We start from the raw sequence: 21362 nt of genomic DNA on the forward strand, positions 1-21362 counted from the left end.
CGCAAATCAGATATCCGATCGGATCGTATTTTGACAGCCAATCTTTTATCGTGTCAGGAGGCCACCGAGGTCTCCGTTCAGGCACTGACGCGTCACGGGGTTTCGCAAGAGAACGCCCGCATTCAGACAGAACAATGGGTCGAAGCGGAGTTGAGAGGGCGGGCCTCGCACGGTTTGCTCCGCCTGCCACGTATCGTCGAACGTCTTCGGAAAGGGCTCGCGCATCCGCTAAGCCATGGCGTGCACCAATGGCGCGGCTCGTCGCTGCTCGACGTCGATGGTGAGCGCGGGCTGGGGCCGGTGGTGGCCTTTGCTGCGCTTGAAAAAATTTCGGCGCGGGCCAAAGAAACGGGTCTTGCCGCCGCGATGGTCCGCAACAGCAATCACTTGGGCATGCTGGCACTTTATGCCGAGCGCATCGCGGCACAAGGGCAGGTACTGATTGCGCTCTCCACCAGCGAGGCGCTCGTGCACCCGTGGGGCGGCAAGCATGCCATGCTCGGCACCAATCCCGTGGCGATCGGCGTGCCCGCGTCACCGCATCCGTTTGTGTTCGACATGGCGACGAGCGCCGTGTCGATGGGACAGATTCACGACTATGCCAATCAGAACCGCCCATTGAAACCCGGCTGGGCGCTCGACGCCGAAGGCAATCCGACCACCGACGCGCACGCGGCCAAAGCCGGTGCCATCGCCCCGTTTGGCGACGCGAAGGGCTATGCGCTCGGCATTGCGTTCGAAGTGCTGGTATCGAGCCTGACGGCGGCCGCACTCGGCACCGAGGTACGCGGCACGCTGGACGCCGAGCACGTCTGCAACAAGGGCGACGTGTTCATCGTGCTTGAGGCGGCACCGGGCGGCATGGCCGGACAAATCTCCGCGTATCTCGATGCGGTTCGTGCATGCGAACCCGCCGACCCTCAGCGACCCGTTGTCGTGCCGGGCGACCGCGCACAGACGCAACGCGAGCGCAGCTTGCACGACGGCTTTGCGCTGGCACCCGACGTCTGGGCCCGCATTCGCGAACTCGCCGGTAACTCCCCCGACCCCGCACAGGATCAGAAATGAACCCACTATTCGGCACCATGAGGGCGCCTGCCAACGTCATTTTCGGCGAAGGCCAGCGCTTCGGTCTCGGCATTGTCACGGCCCAGATCGGGCGCCGCGCGCTGATCTGCACCGACGAACGTCTCGGTGCTTCGAAAGAACTTCAGGAGATGCTCGGCAGCCTGCATGAGACGGGTGTCGAGACGAAGGTCTCCACGCACACGCTGCCTGAACTGCCGTCCGCCAGCATCGAACAATGCCTTGCATTCGCCTCGGCCTTCGACCCCGACGTGGTCATCGGCATTGGCGGTGGAAGCTGCATGGACATGGCCAAGCTCGTGAGCTTGCTGCTGGCCCACGGCGGCCCGGCGAGCCAGTTCTATGGCGAACTGAAAGTGCCGGGGCCGATTCTGCCGGTCATCGCCATCCCGACGACGGCAGGGACGGGCTCGGAGGTCACGCCGGTGGCAGTGATGGCAGATGAAAGCCGCGATCTCAAGGTCGGCATCTCCAGCCCGTATCTGATTCCGCACATTGCCATTTGCGACCCGGAACTGACGCTGACGTGCCCGCCGGAGCTGACGGCCATCTCAGGTGCCGATGCGCTCACGCATGCCATCGAGGCATTCACGGCGGTGCAGCATCCGCGCACGCCGACCTTGCCGCACGAACGTGTCTTTGTCGGCAAGAACCTGATGAGCGATCAGTTCGCTTTGGCGGCTATCAGCGCGCTCAGCGAGTTCTTGCCGCGCGCCGTACGCGACGGCAGCGATCGCGAAGCCCGCTCGATGGTGATGTACGGCTCGCTGTGCGCGGGTCTGGCGTTCGGTGCGGCGGGTACCGCTGCGGCGCACGCGATTCAGTACCCGATCGGTGCACTGACGCACACGGCCCACGGGCTGGGTGTGGCGGCGCTGATGCCGTACGTGATGGCTTACAACGCGCCGTCGTGCGCCGGTTCACTGGCGGAAATCGCCAAGGCGATGGGCGCGCAAGGTACCGATGTGCAGGCACTGGCCGAAGAAAGCATCGTCCGCGTCCGCGCGCTGCTGGCCGAGATCGGCATCCCGTCGACGCTGGCCGGTCTGGGGCTGAAGGCGATCGATCTGCCTTGGGTTTCCGAGCAATCGATGCTCTCTGCACGACTGGTCAACAACAACCCCCGTCCGCTACAGGCGGCCGATATGGCCGAAATTCTGGAAGACGCCTTCCGTGGCCGTCTGCGCGACACCCAACCCTCCAACGCTTGAGAACCGAAATGTCGACACTTGCTCTTGGTATTGAAGTCCCTACCGACTTGTTCATTGGTGGTCAGTGGCGTGCACCGGCCTCGGGGCGTCGCATCGACGTGATCAATCCGTCGAACGAAGACGTGCTGGCGACCGTCGCTGACGCGAGCGTTGAAGAGGCCATGCAAGCCGTCGATGCCGCTGCCGCTGCTGCGCCCGGTTGGGCGGCGACGTCGCCGCGCGCGCGTGCCGACATCCTGCGCCGCGCGTACGAACTGATGGTGCGCGACGCCGATAGTCTCGCCCGTCTGATTTCGCTGGAAAACGGCAAGGCGTTGGCCGATGCACGTGGCGAGGTGGCCTACGCTGCCGAGTTCTTCCGCTGGTTCGCCGAAGAGGCCGTGCGCATCAATGGCGACATCAGCATCGCCCCGTCGGGTGCCAGCCGGATCATCGTGCAATACCAGCCGGTGGGCATCGCGCTGCTGATCACGCCGTGGAATTTCCCGGCGGCGATGGCCACGCGAAAAATCGGCCCTGCGCTGGCGGCCGGGTGCACATGCATTCTGAAGCCCGCGACAGAGACGCCGCTCACGGCCTATGCACTTGCCAACCTGCTGGCCGAAGCTGGTGTGCCGGCAGGCGTGGTCAACGTGCTGACGACGTCGTCGGCGGGCAAGTTCGCCAATGCGATTCTGGATGATGCCCGTGTCAGAAAGCTGTCGTTTACCGGTTCGACGGAAGTCGGCCGCGTGCTGCTGCGCAAGGCTGCCGACTCGGTGGTGAACTGCTCGATGGAACTGGGTGGGAACGCGCCGTTCATCGTGTTCGACGACGCATCGATCGACGCCGCTATCGAAGGCGCCATGCTCGCCAAGATGCGCAATGGCGGAGAAGCGTGCACGGCAGCCAATCGCATTTACGTGCAACGCGGCATTGCCGACGAATTCAGTCAGCGTCTGGCGCAGCGCATGGGCGCGCTGACGGTGGGCGACGGCTGTCTCGACACCACGCAGTGCGGACCGCTGGTCAACGCCGGCGCGGTCGCCAAGGTGGCATCCCTCGTTGACGACGCGGTGGCGAAGGGCGCACGCGTCCTCACGGGCGGCGAGCGGCTGGATCGCAACGGTTATTTCTATCAGCCGACGGTGTTGGTGGACGTCGCACCGAATGCCGACCTGCTCCACGAAGAGATTTTCGGGCCGGTCGCACCGATCGTCATCTTCGACGACGAAGATGAAGTCGTCGCGTTGGCCAACGCGACCGAGTACGGTCTGGTTGCCTACGTGTACACCGGCGATCTGGCGCGCGGCCTGCGCGTGTCGGAGCGAATCGAGAGCGGCATGATCGCGCTCAATCGCGGCATTGTGTCCGACCCGGCAGCGCCGTTCGGTGGCGTGAAACAAAGCGGTCTGGGCCGTGAGGGCGCTCACCATGGGCTGCTGGAGTTCTCTGAAGCCAAGTACATTTCGACGCAGTGGTAAAACCCCCGGGCGGTGGGGCGGGGCGTTTGCCGGCGTCACCACCGCATTTGCAATAGCCATAGCAACAGCCATCGCCAAATCTGCGGGACAGCAGAGCGCCAGCGTTTCAGGAGACGATTGTGAGTTCGAATCAGTCATCGATACCGCCCATCAACATCGCATCGATCAACGATGTGATCCGATTCATTGATTCACAGCCTCGTCTTGTCGGCGTTGCCCGGTTTGCGTGGCTGGTGGCCCTTGGGGGCCTGTTTCTGGACGCTTTCGCCAACTCGGCGCTGGGCTCCGCACTCGGGCCGCTGACTGCGCAGTTGGGTCTGAACCCGCGCGAAGTCGGTTTGCTCACGGCGTCATCGGCGTTCGTGGCGCTGATCGTGAATCCGTTCGGCGGCTGGCTTGCCGATCGGTTCGGCCGCGTCAAACCGCTGATCGCGACGAAGCTGATCTACATCGCCGGGGCCATCATCGCGGCCGTCGCCGTGAATTTCGAGATGATTCTCGCTGGCCGGGTGCTGGTGGGCATCGCGTACGGGATCGACTTCAGCATCGCGATCGCCTTGCTCGCCGAGTACACGCCTGCCAAACACCGCGCAAAACTGAATCTGTGGAATGGCGTGTGGTACATCGCCGTCATCGGCAACTTGCTCGTCACGTTGCTGTTCAGCCAGTTGGGCATCGGGCAGAACATCTGGCGCTATTCCATCGCGTCGTCGGGCATTCTGGCGCTGGTGATTCTCGGTTTGCAGATCAAATATCTCTCTGAGAGTGCCACGTGGCTGGCGCGCCTCGGGCGGATGAAAGAGGCCGCGATCAGCCTCGGGAAATTGTTTCCGGACCACCGCTTCGTCGCACGCGAAACCGCGCGCAACGACGTGAACGAGAAGACGAAACGCGCGGGCAACTTTGCGCAATTGTTCCGGGGCAACTATCTGCGCCGCACCGTGCTTTCCGGCGTGATTTCGCTTTGTCAGTACATGCAGTATTCGGCGGTGGGCTGGTACCTGCCGGTGATCTCGTTGCTGCTCTTCTCGAACAACTTCATCCACGCCACAATCGCTGCGATCGTGTTCAATTGCTTTGGCGTGTTGGGCGGCTTCTCATCACCGTTTTTCGGACGTCTCTTCGGGTTGCGCAAGGCGGCGCTGTACGGCTTCGGCATCGTCTTTCTCGTGCTGGTCGGCATGGGGCTGCTCGACGGCAAGGTCGATCCGATGCTGCTCTCCATCTTCCCCGCGATGCTGATCTTCGCGCACTCCGCTGGCCCGGCATCGAACGGAAAGTCGATCGCCGCGCTGTCCTATCGATCGGAAGTTCGCGCGACGGGGACGGCTTTCACGGGCTTCCTCGCGAACGTGGGTGCTGCGTTCGGTCTCTTCGCGTTCCCGGTGCTGCGCGGCAGCTTTCCGCTGGGGACCGTGTTGCTCATCTTGAGTGTCGTACCGCTGGTCGGGTTGATCACCTGCATCGTCATTCAGTGGGACCCGACGCGCAACGGCTTCTCGGCGGACGAAGAGGCCGAGAGCGATGTGCCTTCCGACCGTTCGGCGGCCATTCCCGCCCAACAATGAATCGTCTGAACAACGAGCAGAACAACGATGCCTGAGTGGCCTCAGGCAATTACGGAGAACGTTATGAGTCAATTGAAAGGATTTCTCTTTCCGCAAACCCCGACGGGCGTGGCATCGCTGATTCCCGATCCACCTTGGTACTACTCCGGCACGTGGCTGACCGTGGAATACCGCACGAACCCCGATCGCATCAAGGCGCTGTTGCCCGCGCCGCTGGAACTGGCCGACGAAGACCCGGGCCGTGTCGCGATGGTCTGGGCCGACTGGCAGTCGTGCTCGACCGGCGGTGCCGAGATGCTCGACCCCGTTCGCGCGCAGTATGCCGAGGCGTTTCTCGCCGTGAAGGTGAAGTTTCAGGGGCAAACGTTCACGCGGATCGTGCACATCTGGGTGGACCGCGACTTCTCGCTGGGGCGTGGCATTCACATGGGGTATCCGAAGAAATTCGGCTCCATCTATCAGACGCGGCCGTTCCCCTATGGCCCGGCCCCGCGACTGGCACCGGGCGGGCGCTTCGGTGCGAGTCTGGCAACGTATGACCGCCGCATTGCGCAAGCGACGATCACGCTGCGTGAGCAGGTGAAAACGGGCGGCCCCACGGTCAACATCTATCCGCTGCTGCATACGCGCGTGCTTCAGTCGATCGAGAAGGGCGGCGGCGAGTCGCTCAACGAACTGGTGACGCACAAGCCCGCGAAAGCCGAGTGCGGCGACCCGTGGGTGGCCGACGCCGAACTGGCCCTGTTCGAATCGCCGACCGAAGAACTCGCGACGTTGGCCGTCGAAGAAGTGGTGGGCGGGTACTACCAACAGATGGGCACGGTGTGGGACGGCGGCGAGTTGCTGCTCGACAATCGCCAGAAGGTCTGACGACGTCGCCCGGTACGGCAACCGGTGAGTGTATGAAGGTGGGTGACGGGGGTTGGGGTATCTTATGGCGGCAAAGCAAGCCGCGGTAACTGCCGCCGACGGGAAATCATGATCACCTTCAAGCAAATCGAAGCGCTGTACTGGGCCAACAAACTCGGCACTCATGCTGCCGCCGCCGAGCGACTCCACACGACGCAGTCGGCCGTGTCCAAACGGATTACGGAAGTCGAGGAGTTTCTCGGCGTCGCGCTGTTCGACCGTAGCGGCCGCACTATGCAACTCACGGCAAAAGGCCGCGAGGTGCTGGAGGTCGGCGAAGAAATTCTGCAACTGCGCGACCGGCTACTGGAGCGCATGGGCAAGCCGGTGGACGTGGTCCGCCGGTATCGCATTGGGGTCACGGAGCTGATCGGCCTCACGTGGCTGCCGAAGCTGGTGCAGGAAATGCGGGAGAAGTACCCGCTCGTCTCCATCGAGCCCGAGATCGATCTCAGCACCGCGTTGACGGCCAAGCTGCAACGCTCCGATATCGATCTGGCCATCATTCCGCTCACCGCCACCGGCCCCGGGTTCACCGCGGCGCCGCTCGACACGATGGCGCTCCAGTGGATGTGCAGCCCCTCGCTCACGGATACTTCGAAGACACTTTCCCTCGGCGAAATCGCCCAGCATCCGATCCTGATGCAGATCGACACATCGGGCGTCGATGCCGTTTTCGATCGCTGGTTTCAGGCCAAAGGCTTGTCGATCCGCCGGATGTACGCGGGCAACAGCCTGAACGCCCTCAGTGCGTTGACGGTGGCCGGTTTCGGCGTGAGCTACCTCCCCGATCTCTACTTCGACGATCTGGTCCAGCAAGGGCTGCTCAAGCGCGTGCCGGTGGACGAACCGTTGCCGACCGTGCGCTACTACGCCGTCTATCGCAACGATGGGCCGGTGGAGTTCAGTGCCGACATTGCCGCGCTGGCGCAACGCCTGTGCGACTTCCGCAAGCCGCAGTTCACTCCCCGCCCGGCGTCCCCCGCCGCGTGATGTCTGTTCGCCTGCCACGGGAAACGTGAAATTTTTTCCGGCTTGAAGACGCCTTTTTTTCGCTAGTTTCAAAAAGGCGTCATCCCCATACTTGTTTGCCATGGATACCCGTTGGGTGTCTGGCAATTCAGGTTTCAAGGAGTGGGGGCAATGGCAGGTCAGACGCTTTCCGAAAAGTTGCTGTCCCGTAAAGCGGGCAGGGTCGTACGTGCGGGCGAGATCGCCATTTGCACGGTCGATTTCGCACTGGGCACCGACGCATCGGTGCCGATGGCGCTCGATTATTTCGACGCCATGGGCGGGGCCGCACCGCTGCATCCGGCGCAACTGGTGTTCGCCTTCGATCACTACGCACCCGCGCCGTCGGCCAAGTCGGCGCTGTTACAGGCGCGTATCCGCAAGTTCGCGTCGGCCCATGCGGTCAAGGTTTTCGACGTTGGCGCCGGTATCGGCCATCAACTCATGGTCGAACAGGGCTACGCCCGCCCCGGGCGTCTGCTCGTCGGCGCCGACAGTCACTCGGTGATGTACGGCGCGGCCGGTTGCTTTGCTACCGGTATCGGCTCGTCCGATCTGGCGGCGGTCATGATGTCCGGCAAGGTCTGGCTCAAGGTGCCCGCGAGCATTCGCGTGGAACTGACCGGCAAACTCGCTGCCGGCGTGGGCGGCAAGGACATTGCACTGGCGCTCGCGCGCATCCTCGGTGCCGACGGCGCGGCCTACAAAACGCTCGAATTTCACGGTGACGGCATTGCCGGGCTCGATTTCGACGATCGCCTCACGATCGCGAATATGGTGATCGAGATGGGCGCCAAGAATGCCCTGTTCCCCGTCGACGCGACCGTGCGCGAATATCTCGCAAACCGCCCCATGCAGGGGGTGGATGACACCGACGACGCACTGACGGCAGACGACGATGCGCAGTACGCCGAGCGCATCACCCTCGATCTCGCAACGGTCGAACCTAACGTCGCCCGCCCGCATCAGGTCGACAACGTGGTCACGGTTTCCGAGCTTGAACACACGCCGATTCACATGGCGTATCTCGGCACGTGTACCGGCGGGCGTGTGAAGGACTTTCAGGAAGCGCTGGCGGTATTGCGCACACACGGCGGCCCCGCCCCGGGCGTGCAACTGGTGGTGACACCGGCGTCGCGCGAAATCATGGAAGCCCTTGTCCGTGGCGGCGAACTGGCCGATTTTCTCGCCTTCGGTGCGATTGTCGTCACACCGGGATGTGGTTCGTGTTGCGGTACCGGCGGTGCGATTCCCGGCGACGGTGTCAACGTCGTGTCGACCGCCAATCGCAACTTCAAGGGCCGGATGGGCAACGCCGACGCGAACATCTATCTCGCCTCGCCGCAAGTCTGCGCCGCGAGTGCGGTGGCCGGTTATCTCGTAGCGCCATCACAGCTTGGCCATCGTTCATGAACGCACAAACCATTGAAGGACGCGCGCGCTGTTTCGGCGACGACGTCAATACCGACTACATCATCTCGTCGCGCCGCAAGCGTGACTCGCTCGATCCGCAGGTACTGCGTCAATACCTGTTCGAGACGACGCATCCCGACTTTGCTCAGAGCGTGCGTGCGGGCGATTTGATCGTCGCAGGCAAAAACTTCGGCTGCGGGTCGGCGATGGAAGTTGCCGTGACCGCCGTGGTCGGCGCGGGCGTGCGGGTGGTGCTGGCGCAGACCTTTGCGCGCACTTACTTCCGTAACGCCATCAACAACGGCTTGTATCCGGTGGAGTGCGATACGTCGCGCATCGGCGAGGGCGACACGGTGCGTGTCGTCTTCGGTGAGCAGACGCAAGTCTGGATCAACGACGAGACGACACCGCTGCACGGCGCGCCCATTGCGCCGGAGATTCTTCAGATTCTGAACGCCGGTGGTTTGGTGCCGTATCTGCGCGAGCACCGCACGCTCTGACGGCGCATTCCAACGCTTCCCATTCTTCGATGAGGACACCATGAACGAACACAACCAAGCGGGATTTCGTGTGCTGCCGATGCCGGCACCGATCCCTGCCGACATTCTCGACGCCTACGCCAACGTCGTCACGTCGCACATTAGCGACAGCATGCAGCGCATTTGCGGCGTGCAGGGGTTGCGGCCGTATCACGCGGGCAAGCGCCTCGTCGGCCGTGCGATCACCGTGAAGGTGCGTCCCGGCGACAACATGATGATCCACAAGGCGATGGATATGGCAGCGCCCGGCGACGTGATCGTGGTCGATGCGAGCGGCGATGTGACGCAGGCCCTGATCGGCGAGTTGATGCAGATTCACGCGGAAGTGCGGGGGATTGCCGGCTTCGTGATCGATGGTGCCGTGCGTGATATCGGCGCCTTTCGCGCGGCCGACTTCCCTTGCTATGCACGCGGCAACACGCACCGTGGGCCGTTCAAGGACGGGCCGGGCGAAGTCAACGTGCCGGTGAGCATCGGCGGTCTGGTCATCAACGCTGGCGACCTCATCGTCGGCGATGAAGACGGTGTGGTCGCCGTGCCGCCCGATCAATGGACCTACGTGCTCGGCAAGGCGCGCGAGCAGGCCGCCCGCGAGGAGCAGCGCAAAACGGCGATTCGCGCGGGCAAGGACAAGCGCGACTGGATCGACGAGCGTCTGCGCAAGCTCGGCGTGATCGCCTGAGCGTTTCTCCGCTGTCCTGCTTCCCGTCCCCCATTTCTACGGAATCGAAACATCATGAGTTTGTTGGCTACCCGCATGGGCCGGATCAAACCGTCGCCCAGTTCCATGGCAACCGGCCGCGTCAAGACCCTGCGCGCGCAAGGCAGAAACATCATCGGGCTCACCGCCGGTGAACCCGACTTCGATACGCCCGATCACATCATCGAGGCTGCGTACGCCGCAATGAAGGCGGGCAAGACCCGCTACACGGTGGTCGACGGTACGCCGGAACTCAAGCAGGCGATCTGCGAAAAATTCCGCCGCGAGAACGGGCTCGACTACGGCATGGATCAGGTGACGGTCGCCAACGGCGGCAAGCAGATCATCTTCAATGCCCTCACCAGCACGGTCGACGAAGGTGACGAGGTCATCATCGCCGCGCCGTACTGGGTGTCGTATCCGGACATGACGCTGCTCAACGGCGGCACGCCGGTGATCGTCGATTGCCGCGCGGAAGACGGCTACAAGCTCACGGCGGCACAGCTCGAAGCCGCCATCACGCCGCGCACCAAGTGGGTGATCCTGAATTCGCCGTGCAACCCGACGGGCGCGACCTACACCCGCGAAGAGTTGCGGAGCCTCGGCGACGTGGTGACGAAGTACCCGAACGTGATGGTGCTCACCGACGACATCTACGAATACCTGATTTACGACGGCGAGGCGTTCTTCACGTTTGCGCAGGTCAACCCGCACCTGCTGGAGCGCACGCTGACGGTGAACGGTGTTTCCAAGGCGTACGCCATGACCGGCTGGCGCATCGGTTTCGCGGGCGGCCCGCGCGACTTGATCAAGGCAATTGCCAAGCTTCAGTCGCAGAGCACCAGCAGCCCGTCCGCCATCAGTCAGGCGGGGGCGCTGGCCGCGCTCACCGGTACGCGCGATTTTCTCGTGGAATGGAAAGCCCAGTACACGGCACGCCGCGATCTCGTGGTCGAGCAGCTCAACGCGGTTGACGGGCTGCACTGTGCGACGCCGGTCGGCGCGTTCTACGCCTACCCGTCTTGCGCCGGTGTGATCGGCAAGACGACGCCGGAAGGGAAGGTCATCAACAACGACACCGATTTCATTCTTTATTTGCTCGACACGCAGGACGTCGCAGTGATTCAGGGCGAAGCCTTCGGTATCTCGCCGGCATTCCGGCTCTCGTTTGCCACGTCGATGGAAAACCTGCGCGAAGCGTGCGCGCGAATCGCACGGGCGTGTGCTGCGCTGACGTGATGCCGTGGTGTCGCGTCGGGCGTTCCATGCGTTCCGAGCATCTGCATTTCCTTCTGCATAACCATAAGTAACCGCTTTCGATGGCGGGTGGAGACGACAAGATGAAGTACATGAGCTACGGGGTTGTGTTGTTGGCGCTGATGAGCGGTGTGGCGAATACCCAGGCTGCCACGCCGCTCACCGGGTCTCTGAAGAAGATCAAGGAGAACAACGTCATCGTGCTGGGCAATCGCGAGTCGTCGGTGCCGTATTCGTACTACGACAACGGCCAGAACGTGATCGGTTACTCGCAGGAGATCGCCTTGCAGATCGTGGAGGCGATCAAGAAGGAGATCGACGCGCCCGGCTTGGCGGTGCGCATGATGCCGATTACCGCGCAGAACCGCATTCCGCTGGTGCAAAGCGGCACGATCAATCTGGAATGTGGCGGCACGACGAACAACGCAGAACGCCGCAAGCAGGTCGAGTTCTCGAACACGATCTCGATCACGGAAACACGTCTGCTGACGAAGCGCACCTCGGGCATCCGGTCGTTCAACGATATCGAAGGCAAGACGATTGCGGTGACCGCAGGGACGACCTCCGAGCGCTATCTGCGCAAGAAGATCGCCGAAGCGAAGATGAATGTAATGATCGTGGCGGCAACCGATCACGCGCAGGGATTCATGATGGTGCAGCAGGGCCGTGCGGCCGCGTTCTTCATGGACTCGGACGTGCTGTCGGCGGAGAAGGCCAAGGCGAGCAAGTCGGACGACTACATCATTACCGGCGAGCCGCAGACGTTTGAAGCCATCGCCTGCATGCTGCCCAAGAACGATCCGGCGTTGAAGGCCATCGTCGACAAGACGATTGCGCGCATTCAGACGAGCGGCGACGCTAACAAGCTGTATCAGAAGTGGTTCATGTCACCGATTCCGCCGCAGAACATCAACCTGAATCTGCCGCTGAGCCAGAAGCTGAAGTCGGTGTTCGAGACGCCGAACGACGTGTCGTTGGATGACTGAGCCTGAAGTGCTGAGGCACTGACGCGCGAGTCTTGCCTGTTGTCGCTGTGCAAACAAAAAACGCCCCGAGCTTTCACTCGGGGCGCTTTTTCGATGCTACGGCGCCACCTGCACGCCGTAACCCGACCGCAGGCTTACGCCTTGACGGTGTCGGCCACTTCCTTGAAGTCTTCGATCTGGTCGAAGTTCATGTACTTGTAGATCTTGTCGCTGTCGGCGCTCAGCACGCCCATGTCGGCCATGTACTCTTCCTTGCTCGGAATCTTGCCCAGACGCGAGCAGATTGCCGCCAGTTCCGCCGAGCCAAGGTACACGTTGGTGTTCTTGCCCAGACGGTTCGGGAAGTTACGGGTCGAGGTCGACATGACCGTCGCACCTTCACGCACTTGTGCCTGATTACCCATGCATAGCGAGCAGCCCGGCGCTTCGGTACGGGCACCGGCCGTGCCGAAGACACCGTAGTGGCCTTCTTCGGTCAACTGCTTCTGGTCCATCTTGGTCGGCGGGGCGACCCACAGCTTGACCGGAATGTCGCGCTTGCCTTCGAGCAGCTTCGAGGCGGCACGGAAGTGACCGATGTTGGTCATGCACGAGCCGATGAACACTTCGTCGATCTTGGCGCCGGCCACGTCCGACAGCGTCTTCACGTCGTCCGGGTCATTCGGGCAGGCCACGATCGGCTCGTGAATGTCGGCCAGATCGATCTCGATCACGGCAGCGTACTCGGCATCGGCGTCCGGGCCCAGCAGTTGCGGGTCAGCCAGCCATTGCTCCATGGCCGAAATACGGCGCTGGATGCTGCGCGGGTCTTGGTAGCCTTCGGCGATCATCCACTTCAGCAGCGTGATGTTGCTGGTGATGTACTCGATGATCGGTGCCTTGTTCAGGTGAACCGTGCAACCGGCGGCCGAGCGCTCTGCCGAGGCGTCCGACAGTTCGAACGCTTGCTCGACCTTCAGATCGGGCAGGCCTTCGATTTCAAGAATGCGGCCCGAGAAGATGTTCTTCTTGCCTTGCTTGGCGACCGTCAGCATGCCTTGCTTGATGGCATACAGCGGAATGGCGTTGACCAGATCGCGCAGCGTCACGCCCGGTTGCATCTTGCCCTTGAAGCGGACCAGCACCGATTCCGGCATGTCCAGCGGCATCGTGCCGGTCGCAGCGGCGAAGGCGACCAGACCCGAACCTGCCGGGAAGCTGATGCCGATCGGGAAGCGGGTGTGCGAGTCGCCGCCGGTGCCGACGGTGTCGGGCAGCAACATGCGGTTCAGCCACGAGTGGATCACGCCGTCGCCCGGACGCAGGGCGATACCGCCGCGCGTGCTGATGAAGTTCGGCAGCGTGCGGTGCGTCTTCACGTCCACCGGCTTCGGATACGCCGAGGTGTGGCAGAACGACTGCATGACGAGGTCGGCCGAGAAGCCCAGGCAGGCCAGATCCTTCAGTTCGTCACGGGTCATCGGGCCCGTGGTGTCTTGCGAGCCGACCGAGGTCATCTTCGGTTCGCAGTACGTGCCCGGACGCACGCCTTGACCTTCCGGCAGGCCGCAGGCGCGGCCGACCATCTTCTGGGCCAGCGAGAAGCCACGGCCGCTGTCGACCGGTTGCTGCGGCAGGCGGAACAGGGTCGACGGGGCCAGACCCAGCGCTTCACGTGCCTTGGCCGTCAGGCCACGGCCGATGATCAGCGGAATACGGCCGCCAGCGCGCACTTCGTCGAACAGCACGTCGGACTTGACCTGGAACTCGGCGATCACTTCGCCGTTCTTGAGGGCCTTGCCGTCGTACGGGCGCAGCTCGACCACGTCGCCCATTTCCATTTGCGACACGTCGAGTTCGATCGGCAGGGCGCCGGCGTCTTCCATCGTGTTGTAGAAGATCGGGGCAATCTTGCTGCCCAGACACACGCCGCCGAAACGCTTGTTCGGCACGAACGGGATGTCTTCGCCCGTGAACCACAGCACCGAGTTGGTGGCCGACTTGCGCGAGGAACCCGTGCCGACCACATCGCCCACGTAGGCGACCAGATGGCCCTTGTCCTTCAGCGATTCGATGAACTTGATCGGGCCGCGCTTGCCGTCTTCTTCCGGGGTGATGCCGGGACGCGTGTTCTTCAACATGGCCAGCGCGTGCAGCGGGATGTCCGGGCGCGTGGTGGCATCGGGAGCCGGCGACAGGTCGTCGGTGTTGGTTTCGCCCGTGACCTTGAACACGGTGATCGTCAGGCTTTTCGGCACTTCCGGACGGCTGGTGAACCACTCGGCATCAGCCCAGCTTTGCAGCACGGCGCGCGCGTTGGCGTTGCCCTTGTCGGCCAGTTCCTTGACGTCGTGGAACTGATCGAACATCAGCAGGGTTTTCTTCAGCGCGTCGGCAGCCACGGTGCCTACTTCGGCGTCGGCGAGCAATTCGATCAGCGGGGCGATGTTGTAGCCACCCAGCATCGTGCCGAGCAATTCGGTCGCGCGGGCGCGCGAGATCAACGCGCACGGCGTCTGACCCTTGGCCACGGCGGCCAGGAAACCGGCCTTCACGCGGGCGGCTTCGTCCACGCCGGCGGGCACACGGTGGGTAATCAGATCGACCAGCGTTTGTTCTTCGCCGGCGGGGGGATTCGTCAGCAGTTCCACCAGTTCGGCGGTCTGTTGAGCCGACAGCGGCAGGGGAGGAATACCGAGTGCGGCGCGTTCGGCCACGTGAGCACGAAAGTTTTCAAGCATTTGGGGACCTGCTGGTATTGAGTTTCAGGAGAAGGCCTTGTGGGCCTCCATGGGTGTTCCGGACACTGCTTTGCCCGCGATTTTAGTCCCCACAACTCATAAGGTCAAATGTCTTATGTCTTATATAAGAGTTGAAAAAGCAACAGTTGCCCGGCGGGTGCCGGGCAACGTGGATTTCAAGGGGGCGGCGCAGGCGCGCACGCGGGCGCCGGTGCGGGCTCAGGTGAAGTACTGGCCGGGCGTGCGTCCGAGGGATTTGCGGAACATTTCGATGAAACCGGTCGTGCTTTCGTAGCCGAGTTCGTTGGCGACCGCCGAGACGGCCCGGCCTTCGGCCAGCCGGTAAAGCGCCTCTTGCAGGCGCACGTGGCGGCGCCATTCGTCGAAGGTGAGATTGAGTTCGCGGGTAAATAGCCGCGACAGCGTGCGTGCGCTGGCGCCGACGTGATCGCCCCATTCCTGCAACGTGCGGTTGTCGGACGGCTCGCGCAGGAACTCGGTGCACAAGCGGGCGAGGCGCCGCTCGCGCGGAATTTCGAGCGAGAGCGGAATCTCATCGCTGAATTCGAGCTCGTCGCGGATGATCTCGAAGAACTTGTCGACGTGGCGCTTGCGCAGCATGGGTTCGTCGGTGGCGGCGGCCCGCAGGATCAGTTCGCGCATCAGGTTCGAGACGACGAGCGGTTCGCAGGTCTTCGGCAGGTCGGCCACGACGTGCGGCGAGATCAGCAGGTTGTGCATGCCGAACGACGCACGCAGGCGCACGGCGTGCAGCGTCATCGGCGGAATCCAGACGGCGCGCTGCGGCGGCACGACCCAAGTGCCACGAGGCGTGTCCACGGTCATGATGCCTTCGCTGCCGAACAGGACTTGCCCGTAGGGATGCACGTGGGGCTCGACCCCGCCGCCGGACGGAAACTCGAACGCCAGCCCAACCATGGGGGCGGGCGAGATTCGCGACTCGAAGAACTCGACATCCTGTGCGGTGATGATCCGGGTCTGCATGACGTGCCACCTGGCTTCAGGGGAAAGGAATGCGCGTTTCATTCTTTCCTTAACGTCGGTTGCAGGACATGGGGGTTAACACGAGGCTGGAGGGGGCGAGCCTCCAGCCTGCAACTGCCTGATTGGCAACGGTTATTCGAGCGCTCGGCCGCGCGTTTCCGGCATCCAGAGGACGGCCGCCACCGTCAACAGGTTGAGCGCAATCAGATACGCGGCGAACCACCCCAAATGCCCGTGATCGGCCAGCCAGTTCTGAAGGTACGGGGCCGTGCCGCCGAAGATCGCCACCGTCAGCGAGTAAGGGATGGCGACGCCCGTGGCGCGAATGCGCGTGGGGAACAACTCCGCGTAGACCGCCGGGGCGATGGCGGTCCACGCGGCCAGCACGACCAGCCCGATGCAGATTGCCAGCGTCAGCCGCACGAACGAGCCGTCGATGAGCATCAGCGCAGGCACGATGACCAGCGCCGATCCGCCCGCGCCCAGCAGCAGGTTGGGCTTACGCCCGATGCGATCGGAGAGCGCGCCCCAGAAAGGCTGCACGGCCATATAGACCAGACAGCCGATGCACAGCGCCCATAGCCCCTGACGCGCATCGACACCCTTGAAGTGCGTGGCGAACGTGATGGCCCCCGACATCCACGTGTTGAACGTCAGCGTCGGTCCGGCCGTGAGGGCAATGATCCGCAGCACCGACGTGCGGTGTTCCCAGATGGCCTGCGCCATCGGCTGCGTCGGCACGCCTGCGCGCGCCTCGCTCTGCTCCTGTTCGAACGCGGAGGTCTCTTTCAGGCGGCCGCGCAGGAACAGCGCGTAGATCCCGAGAGCCGTGCCGAGGAAGAACGGGATGCGCCAGCCGTACCGGGTCATCTCGTCGGCGGAGAACACCTGCGTGAGCACCAGCCCGACGGCGGTCGCCAGTAGCGAGCCGCCGGTAATGGCGATGAACATGCTGCTCGACCACAAGCCGCGCCGGTTCACGGGGGCGCTTTCCACGAGGAACGTGAACGATGCGCCAATCTCGCCGCCCAGACCGAAGCCTTGAAGCAGTCGCCCGAACACGAGCAGCGCCGGGGCCATCAGTCCAATGGACGCGTAGGTGGGCGACACCGCGATGACCAGGCACCCGGCGGCGGTGACGGCCATCGAGGCCACCATCGCAAAGCGGCGGCCACGCCGGTCGGAGAGCCAGCCGAAGTAGATGCCGCCGATGGGGCGCAGCAGAAAGCCGACGGCGAAGACGGCCAGCGTCGACAGAAAGGCGGCGGTCGGATCTTCGGCGTGAAAGAACTGCGTCGAGAAATAGCGCGAAAAGAGCACGAACGAGGCGAAGTCGTACCACTCGAGCGCGTTGCCGATACCCGCGCCCAAGATGACTGACTTCGCCGGCGAACCGCGCTCGTTGCGGGCGACGGCTTGCAGGGTCGCATCCATGGTGTGTCTCCTCTTACCAGATAGTCGTTGTTATGTGTTTTACGGCCCTGTTCACCTTAGCGTGACTTGCTCGCCCGACACACCGCGCGCGGGACAACACATATCGCAAAGCGGACAAAATTTTTTGCCGAGGCGGCCGGTCTCGTCCGAGGGCGGTCGAGGCGAACTTGCCGCGCCGCGCACTTTGGCCGCTTTGGTGGATGACGTGTCCCGATCGCTGCATCGGTGCCGGGCGGCCTGCCCACAATGGACACATTCCATTCCACACGTTTCGACAACCGGCCCGAGGAGGGCGCTGCTGCGATGAGGGTGATCCAGTGCGATGTAGTGGTCGTTGGCGGGGGCGGGGCTGGCACCTATGCCGCCTTGCGCCTGCACGATCTGGGCCTGAAGCCGATGCTGATCTCCAAGGGGCTGGTCGGCAAGAGTGGCGCGTCGATCATGGCGGGCGCAGTCATCGTCGGCTCGAAGATGCTCGGCGGCACCGACCAGAACGCGGCCGCCTCGCTCGAATTTTTCGCGAAGTACTACAGCCACTTTCTCGTCGATCAGTCGTATCTGGCTGCCGCCGGTCACTGGATCGAGAACACTTTCTATCCGGAGATGGAATCGCTGGGGTTGCTGTTCTCGCGTGAGGCCGATGGCCAGATCGCGATGAGCCATTCGCCCGTGCGCTGGGCGGTTGCCCCCATGCAGGGACAGACCGGCATTTTGCTGATGGACATCCGGCGCAAGCAACTGCAAGCGCGAGGCATTCCGATGCATGAGGAGTGTGTGGTCACGGCGCTGCTGCGCAACGCGAACGGCGAAGTCTGCGGCCTGACGGCGCTGGACTATGTGCACGGCGAGATGTTTGCCGTGCATGCGAAGGCGGTCGTCATGGCGACGGGGCACGCGGACCGGCTGGTGCGCCGCTCCACGGGCACGCGCGAACAAACCGGCGACGGCATTGCGCTGGCGCTTCGCGCGGGGGCCGAGATGAGCAATCTGGAGATGCAGTTCTGGCACATCAGCGATTTCGCGAACCCGCCGACATGGCAGCGCCTGCACGTGTATCCGAACCCGCTGGTAGGGACCGACCAGAGTTCGCGTGTGTACAACGCGCAGGGCGAATGCTTCTTCGAGCAGGCACGCGATGCCCCTGCCGCACTCGCGCCGTATTCGCTTCAGGTGAAACGGCTCACGCAGCAGGTGCTCGCGGGCAAGGCGCGCTTTAGCGGCGGCTATTACACGTCTTACAGCCACATCGACGCCGATGTGCTGCGGCGCTATCAGTACGCCGGGTCAGCGTTCGAAAAGCTGGGACTGGACATCACACGCGACAAAGTCGAAGCCCGCACCACGATGCACTACCGGCAGGGGGGGATCGAGTCCGACCCGCACTCGATGCGCACCAGCGTCGACGGCTTGTGGGTGGCGGGCGGCGTAGGCGCTCACGTGACGGGCAGTCTGGCCGTCGCGATCTACGACGGCGGGCTGGCAGCGGAGTCGGTCGCCGGGGGCTTGCCAGACCGCCATCGCCACGACGATCTCACGGAACAGCAGATCCGGGCGGAGGAACAACGGGTCGAGGCGCTTCGCACAGGCGCGGGGGCTGACGGTAGCGGTCAGCAGCCTCTGGCCCCCATGCACGTCAAGACCGGCATCTGGGACGCGATGGGCGAAGCCTACGGCCTGATCAAGAGCGGCGACGCGATGCGCGAGGGACTGGCCCGGCTCGCCGTGTTCCGCGAGCGCGAGTTGCCGCGCATGACGCCGCCGAGTGCGTCGCGGCGCTTCAACACGGCGTGGCTCGATGCGCTGGATGTTCACAACCTGATCGATGTATGCGAGGTCACGCTGCAAAGCGCATTGAAGCGCGAGGAGAGTCGCGGCACGTTCTATCGGACCGACTTTCCGTACGTCGACAACACTGAATGGCAGTGCAAGAACATCGTGGCGCGTGACGGCAGCGACTACCGGTTCAGGAAGGAGCGCTATCCGGCAGGCGGCATCGCGCCGGGGTTCGACCGGCAGGAGTATTTCAGCGTGCCTTGGTGACCTGCGGCCATCCCGAATTTAACGATCCATCAATAACCACCCATTCGCGAAGAGGGGACCCATGCATTCGGACGTCAGGCAGTTTCGGGGCGACATCGGCAGCGGCAGTGAACTGACGACGGTGACGCTGCACATCTCGCGCTTCGATCCTGAGACGGACGCTGCGCCTTACGTTGAAACCTTTGCGGTGCCGGGGGTGCCGCACATGCGCATCATTGACGCTCTGAATTACGTGCAGGAAGCGCTCGCCGTGGATATCGGCTTTCGATGGTATTGCGGCACCAAGAAGTGCGGCACCTGCGCCGTGCGGATGAACGGACGCGAAGTGCTCGCCTGCTGGGAGGCGGCCGAAGCCGAGATGCATATCGAACCGCTGCGCCATCTGCCGCTGATTCGCGATCTCGCGGTCGATCGCGCGCCTGCCGAAGCGAAATTGGTGTCGTTGCAGACATGGCTTCAGCGGTCGAAGCCTTATGGCGGGTTTCCCGAACCGATTGACGCGGCCAACGCCGCGACGCTGCGCGCCACGATGGACTGCCTGAGTTGTCTGGCCTGTTATTCGGCATGCCCGGTGCTCGATTTTCCCGATGACATTGCATTTGCCGGTCCTGCACCGCTCGTGCATCTGGCCCGCGTCGCGCTGGACGCCCGCGACGACGCGCCCCGTCTGCAAGCCATTCTGGACGAGGCGCACGTTCACCATTGCGTGTCTTGTTATCAGTGCGAAGCCGTTTGCCCCGCGCATATTCCGATCGTGAGTGCCGCGATCGAACCGCTCAAGCAACTGGCTTACGCGCATGCCCGCGATGCGTCGCCGCATGCGCGCACGTTCATGGATATCGTCGCGCGACGCGGGCGTATCGAACCCATGCTGCTGGTGCTTGGCACGCGTGGCTGGCGTGCGGTGCTGCAACGCCCCGGCCGCACGCTCAAGCTGATGCTGCGCGGCAAAGTCAGCCCATTGGCGGCGCTACTGCGCCGGCCGGTAGACGGCATCAAGACGATCCGGCGAATTTTCTTTAAATGAGTGCTTCCCATCAAGGCCCCAACATGCAAATCGCCTTCTACCCCGGATGCAGCGCACGTACCACTTGTGGTGAGTTGCTGGAGGCCACACACGCTGTCGCCGACCGGCTGGGCATCGCGCTCGAAACGCTGAGTTCCGCCACCTGCACCGGCAGTCGCGAGATTCGTGCGGCCGACCCGGAGCGCTTCGTCGCGCTTAACGTGCGCATCATCGCGCTGGCCGAGGCGAAAGGCCTCGATCTCATGACGATCTGCAATACCTGTACGTTGAACCTGATCGAAGCGAAACAGCGCGTCGACAACGATCCGGCGTTGCGTGCTCGCGTGGACCGCAAGCTCGCCGAGGAGGGGCTGGTCTACCGGGGCACGGCACGTGTGACGCACTTTCTCTGGTATCTGCTGGAGGAGGTCGGGGAGGTGCGGTTGCACTCGCTTGTGAAAACACCGTTGTCGGAACATCGGATTGCGGCGTTCTACGGCTGCCACATCGTCCGGCCGCCGTCGGTATTCGGTGATACGGATGCGCGAGACGTCAGATCGATCGAAACACTCGCACAGATACTGGGCTGCACGACCGTGGATTATTCCGGCAGAACGGCGTGCTGCGGCTTCCACTGCTCGGCGCAAAGCGATGTGATTCCCATCAAACTCAGCGGGCGCCACGTGGCATCGGCCAAAGCGGCGGGCGCGGACGCGATGGTGACGCCGTGTCCGCTGTGTCATACGGTGCTCGACACCTATCAGGACGACATGGCGCGCGATCTGAACACCTCGCTCGATATGCCGGTGCTGCATTTGCCACAGCTTGTCGGGCTGGCATTGGGCATCGATGCGGCGGCGCTCGGTCTCAAGCGGCACGTTGTGCCAGTTAAGGGCGTGCGGCGTGTTCCGCCGGCGTTGCCGTGACCCCGGTTCATGGCATGGTATGGCAACAATTTCACCACCCGCGACCTATACTTTCTGAATGATTTTGTTCCTGGAAAGGAGGAGAAAA

At 63.3% G+C, this 21362-nt stretch carries 17 protein-coding genes; 14 read left to right on the top strand and 3 right to left on the bottom strand.

The window, feature by feature from the left end; translation table 11 throughout:
- The first annotated feature begins 30 nt into the window (after positions 1-30).
- From CDV44_RS05185 to CDV44_RS05235, 11 genes are all read left to right on the top strand, one after another.
- The gene (locus CDV44_RS05185; protein ID WP_087686961.1) at positions 31-1068 is read left to right on the top strand and encodes an Ldh family oxidoreductase; all 1038 of its coding nucleotides are present in this window, start codon (positions 31-33) and stop codon (positions 1066-1068) included.
- On the top strand, positions 1065-2297 hold the full coding sequence (locus tag CDV44_RS05190) for an iron-containing alcohol dehydrogenase (protein ID WP_087686962.1): 1233 nt from the start codon (positions 1065-1067) through the stop codon (positions 2295-2297). Before CDV44_RS05185 ends, CDV44_RS05190 begins: the two co-directional genes overlap by 4 nt.
- 8 nt (positions 2298-2305) lie before the next feature.
- Positions 2306-3760 carry an NAD-dependent succinate-semialdehyde dehydrogenase gene (locus CDV44_RS05195; protein ID WP_087686963.1) on the top strand — a complete coding sequence of 485 codons (1455 nt, stop codon included), beginning with the start codon at positions 2306-2308 and terminating at the stop codon, positions 3758-3760.
- A 119-nt stretch (positions 3761-3879) separates the two neighbouring features.
- Complete coding sequence (locus CDV44_RS05200; protein ID WP_212677074.1) at positions 3880-5328, top strand: MFS transporter; 1449 nt, start codon at positions 3880-3882, stop codon at positions 5326-5328.
- A gap of 63 nt (positions 5329-5391) precedes the next feature.
- Complete coding sequence (locus CDV44_RS05205) at positions 5392-6198, top strand: acetoacetate decarboxylase family protein (RefSeq protein ID WP_087686964.1); 807 nt, start codon at positions 5392-5394, stop codon at positions 6196-6198.
- 108 nt (positions 6199-6306) lie between these two features.
- Complete coding sequence (locus CDV44_RS05210) at positions 6307-7230, top strand: LysR family transcriptional regulator (RefSeq protein ID WP_087686965.1); 924 nt, start codon at positions 6307-6309, stop codon at positions 7228-7230.
- A 150-nt stretch (positions 7231-7380) separates the two neighbouring features.
- A complete protein-coding gene (locus CDV44_RS05215; protein ID WP_087686966.1) occupies positions 7381-8661 on the top strand; it encodes an aconitase/3-isopropylmalate dehydratase large subunit family protein in 1281 nt (426 codons plus the stop codon).
- Complete coding sequence (locus tag CDV44_RS05220; protein WP_087686967.1) at positions 8658-9161, top strand: alpha-IPM isomerase; 504 nt, start codon at positions 8658-8660, stop codon at positions 9159-9161. The genes CDV44_RS05215 and CDV44_RS05220 overlap by 4 nt, the downstream gene beginning before the upstream one ends.
- Before the next feature lie 40 nt (positions 9162-9201).
- The gene (locus CDV44_RS05225) at positions 9202-9882 is read left to right on the top strand and encodes an RraA family protein (RefSeq protein WP_087686968.1); all 681 of its coding nucleotides are present in this window, start codon (positions 9202-9204) and stop codon (positions 9880-9882) included.
- A gap of 54 nt (positions 9883-9936) precedes the next feature.
- Entirely contained in the window at positions 9937-11139 is a 1203-nt protein-coding gene (locus CDV44_RS05230; RefSeq protein WP_087686969.1) for an aminotransferase class I/II-fold pyridoxal phosphate-dependent enzyme, read from the top strand.
- Positions 11140-11240: 101 nt separating this feature from the next.
- The gene (locus CDV44_RS05235; protein WP_212677075.1) at positions 11241-12143 is read left to right on the top strand and encodes a glutamate/aspartate ABC transporter substrate-binding protein; all 903 of its coding nucleotides are present in this window, start codon (positions 11241-11243) and stop codon (positions 12141-12143) included.
- A gap of 134 nt (positions 12144-12277) precedes the next feature.
- Here CDV44_RS05235 and acnB read toward each other — a convergent pair whose 3' ends face one another.
- The 3 genes from acnB to CDV44_RS05250 all read right to left on the bottom strand — a co-directional run bounded on the left by acnB (position 12278) and on the right by CDV44_RS05250 (position 17302).
- The gene (gene acnB, locus CDV44_RS05240; RefSeq protein WP_087686970.1) at positions 12278-14863 is read right to left on the bottom strand and encodes a bifunctional aconitate hydratase 2/2-methylisocitrate dehydratase; all 2586 of its coding nucleotides are present in this window, start codon (positions 14861-14863) and stop codon (positions 12278-12280) included.
- 219 nt (positions 14864-15082) lie between these two features.
- Complete coding sequence (locus CDV44_RS05245; protein ID WP_058378073.1) at positions 15083-15868, bottom strand: helix-turn-helix domain-containing protein; 786 nt, start codon at positions 15866-15868, stop codon at positions 15083-15085.
- Between the two features lie 132 nt (positions 15869-16000).
- On the bottom strand, positions 16001-17302 hold the full coding sequence (locus CDV44_RS05250) for an MFS transporter (protein WP_087686971.1): 1302 nt from the start codon (positions 17300-17302) through the stop codon (positions 16001-16003).
- A gap of 246 nt (positions 17303-17548) precedes the next feature.
- Between CDV44_RS05250 and CDV44_RS05255 the strand changes: the two genes are divergently transcribed.
- From CDV44_RS05255 to CDV44_RS05265, 3 genes are all read left to right on the top strand, one after another.
- A complete protein-coding gene (locus CDV44_RS05255) occupies positions 17549-19342 on the top strand; it encodes an FAD-binding protein (protein WP_087686972.1) in 1794 nt (597 codons plus the stop codon).
- 61 nt (positions 19343-19403) lie between these two features.
- Positions 19404-20369 (top strand): succinate dehydrogenase/fumarate reductase iron-sulfur subunit, encoded by a 966-nt coding sequence (locus tag CDV44_RS05260; RefSeq protein WP_087686973.1) that lies wholly within the window; start codon positions 19404-19406, stop codon positions 20367-20369.
- Positions 20366-21274: a CoB--CoM heterodisulfide reductase iron-sulfur subunit B family protein gene (locus tag CDV44_RS05265; protein WP_087686974.1), complete on the top strand. Its 909-nt coding sequence runs from the start codon at positions 20366-20368 to the stop codon at positions 21272-21274. The genes CDV44_RS05260 and CDV44_RS05265 overlap by 4 nt, the downstream gene beginning before the upstream one ends.
- Positions 21275-21362: the final 88 nt, after the last annotated feature.

Source organism: Pandoraea sp. PE-S2R-1 (assembly GCF_002179865.1).
Taxonomy (GTDB): Bacteria; Pseudomonadota; Gammaproteobacteria; order Burkholderiales; family Burkholderiaceae; genus Pandoraea.